The organism is Novosphingobium sp. (assembly GCF_041915465.1).
Lineage (GTDB): Bacteria > Pseudomonadota > Alphaproteobacteria > Sphingomonadales > Sphingomonadaceae > Novosphingobium.
This window is the reverse complement of the sequence record NZ_JAYSBK010000175.1, coordinates 1-2965: the sequence shown is the minus strand read 5'-3', so window position 1 is coordinate 2965 and position 2965 is coordinate 1. Positions and strand designations below refer to the sequence as shown.

General features: G+C 62.4%; 2 protein-coding genes. One reads left to right on the top strand and one right to left on the bottom strand.

From position 1 onward, the window contains the following. Positions 1-182 (bottom strand): LacI family DNA-binding transcriptional regulator (locus ACE3SN_RS16630; RefSeq protein ID WP_374531919.1); only part of this gene is annotated, 182 nt, incomplete at its 3' end. A gap of 300 nt (positions 183-482) precedes the next feature. Here ACE3SN_RS16630 and ACE3SN_RS16625 point away from each other — a divergent pair. Further along, the coding region (locus tag ACE3SN_RS16625; protein ID WP_374531917.1) for a TonB-dependent receptor at positions 483-2965 on the top strand (2483 nt) is incomplete at its 3' end.

The following is a 2965-nucleotide window of genomic DNA, read 5'->3' as shown; positions in this document are numbered from 1 at the left end:
AGCGACGAGGCATTCTTGTCGACCGAATAGTTGAGATCGCGGGCGATCGCCTCGATCCGCTGGCGCGTGGCCAGGCTGACCGATTTCGATCCACGCAGCGCGCGGCTGACTGTGGGCTGCGAGACCCCCGCCATGAATGCGATGTCGAAGCTTGTCGGCTTGTTCGACCGCTTGCGCCCCATTGTGCTTTCCTCTCGCGCTGCCCGCTCTAACCGCGTCGGGCATTGCGTATTCGTATGCAGCCTAGGGCCGTCCTCGCGGCGCTGCAATCGCCGGAAATTCAAGTCGTTTCACCGTGGCGTAAAGGCCACAGCCGCACCCTTCGCATAAAATGCGTATACGTATGCCTTCTTCCGGCAGGCTGCATCGCCGCACTAACCAGACGGCCAATGCAGGGGGACTGGGTCTCGAAGACCACCTTGCACACATGGGGTCGACGCGCCGGGGCCCTCGTTCATCCGGCGGGTTTGGGAGAGTTCAACGTGGCACTTCGCACCAAGTCACTTGGTGGCATCGGCGTATCTGCGCTTGCCATCACCGTTTCCGCATTCGCACTGCCCGGCATCGCCGCCGCACAGGACACCGCCTCGGCTGCGGCCGCTGACGATAGCGACGGCGCTATCGTCGTTACCGGCTACCGCGCTTCGCTGCAGACGGCAGTCAACGTGAAGAAGAAATCCGACACCATCGTTGAATCGGTTTCGGCCGAAGACATCGGCAAGCTGCCCGATGCCTCGATCGGTGAATCGCTTGCCCGCCTGCCGGGCCTCACCTCGCAGCGCCTCGCTGGCCGCGCCAACTCGATCGCGATCCGCGGCCTTGGCCCGGATCTCTCCTCGACCACGATGAACGGGCGTCCGCAGACCTCGACCGGCGAACAGCGCAACGTCGAATTTGACCAGTTCCCCTCCGAAACGGTCAGCCGGATCGACGTCTACAAGTCGCCGATGGCCTCGCTGGTCAACCAGGGCCTGGTCGGTACGGTCGACATCAAGACCATCCGCCCGCTTGAAATCAAGGACCGCATCCTCTCGTTCGGCGCGCGCGGCACCTATGCCGACATGGGCAAGGTCAATGCCGAAAGCCGCGACAAGGGCTTCCGCGTTACCGGCACCTATGCCGACAAGTTCGCGAACGACACGCTCGGCCTCGCGCTGTCGGCGGCCTACACCGACGATCCGTACCAGTCGGAAGAATTCGAAGCCTGGGGCTATGCCGACAACGGTTCGAACAAGGTCATCGGCGGGATCAAGCCGTTCGGCGTTTCCTCGCGAGTGAAGCGCGCTGCCGTGCAGGGCACGCTGCAGTGGGAAATGACCCCCGAATTCACGATCACGGCCGACGGATTCTATTCGCACTTCACCGACAAGCAGATCAAGCGCGGCATCGAATTCCCGCTGGCTTGGTCGGGCGCCACGCTGACGCCGACCGGCACCACCGGCAACCTGATCACCGGCGGCACCTTCACCGGCGTCGGCGCGGTGGTCAACAACCACGGTTACGAGCGCAATTCGGACATCTTCTCGGGCGGGATCAACGCCAAGTACGTCGGTGACGATGGCTGGTCGTTCATGCTCGACGCGGGCTATTCCAAGACCAAGCGCAACGAACTGAGCCTGGAAAGCAATGCCGGTACAATCAACGGCCCGGGCAAGGTGCTCGACAACCTGACCTTCGTCAGCGATTCGCAGGGCACCCATTTCACCAGCCACACGCTGGACTATTCGAACCCGAACCTCATCGTACTGACCGACCCGCTCGGCTGGGGCGGCGGTGCGCCGACCGGGCATCAGGAAGGCTATTACAACGATCGCAAGATCAGCGACGAGATCAAGAGCTTCCAGGCCCAGGTGGCGCACGAGTTCGAGACGGGCTTCGTCTCGAGGGTCACCTTCGGCATGTCGTACAATGACCGCACCAAGAAGAAGACCCCGGACGAGTATTACCTCAACCTTGCCGGCGGAGCGACTTCGCTGGTGCTGCCGGCGCAATACCGCCTTGCACCGACCAACTTCGCCTACATCGGTTCGGGCGACATGCTCAGCTACGATCCGTTCCAGCTGCTGAACGATGGCGTTCTGGTCAAGACCCTGAACACCAGCAAGGACATCCCGGCCAAGGCCTATTCGGTCACCGAGCGGCTGATGTCGATTTACCTCCAGGCCGACCTGCGCGGCACGGTGGGTTCGGCGGACCTGACCGGCAACGTCGGCGTGCTTGCCCAGAACACCGAACAGAAGTCGCGCGGGATCATCAACCTGGCGACCTTCCCGGCCAGCCAGGCCACCGGCACCGAAGGCGCAACCTATTGGGACGTGCTGCCCAGCATGAACCTGACGCTGCGCTTTCCCAGCAATACCGTGATCCGCTTTGCCGCGGCCCGCGAAATCCAGCGTCCGCGCATGGATGACCTGAAGCTGGCGCGTGAATATTCCTATTCGACCACCAACTTCCTGATTTCGGGCAATGGCGGCAATCCGCAGCTGCGCCCGTATCGTGCCTGGGCGGCAGATTTGAACTTCGAACAGTACTTCGGCAACAAGGGCTACATTGGCCTTCAGCTGTTCTACAAGAAGTTCGACAGCTTCATCTACCGCGCGCCGGCGGTGTTCGATTACTCCGGCCTGCCGATCACCATTCCGCCGGGCTTCCCGGTCAACATGATCGGCACGATCACCCAGCCGGTCAACGTCAAGAACGGTTCGCTCTACGGTGCGGAACTGGCCGGCTCGATCCCGCTCGACGTGATTACCCCGGCGCTCGACGGCTTCGGCATCACCGGTGGCATCGGCTATACCAAGACCAATATCACCCCGACCCTGGGCGGCACGTCGGAAGACATCCCCGACTATTCGAAGTGGGTCGCCAACGGCACCGTCTACTTCGAAAAGTGGGGCTTCAACGCCCGCGCCTCGGTCCGCTATCGCTCGTCGTTCGTGGGCAAGTTCGTCGGCTTCGGCGGTGA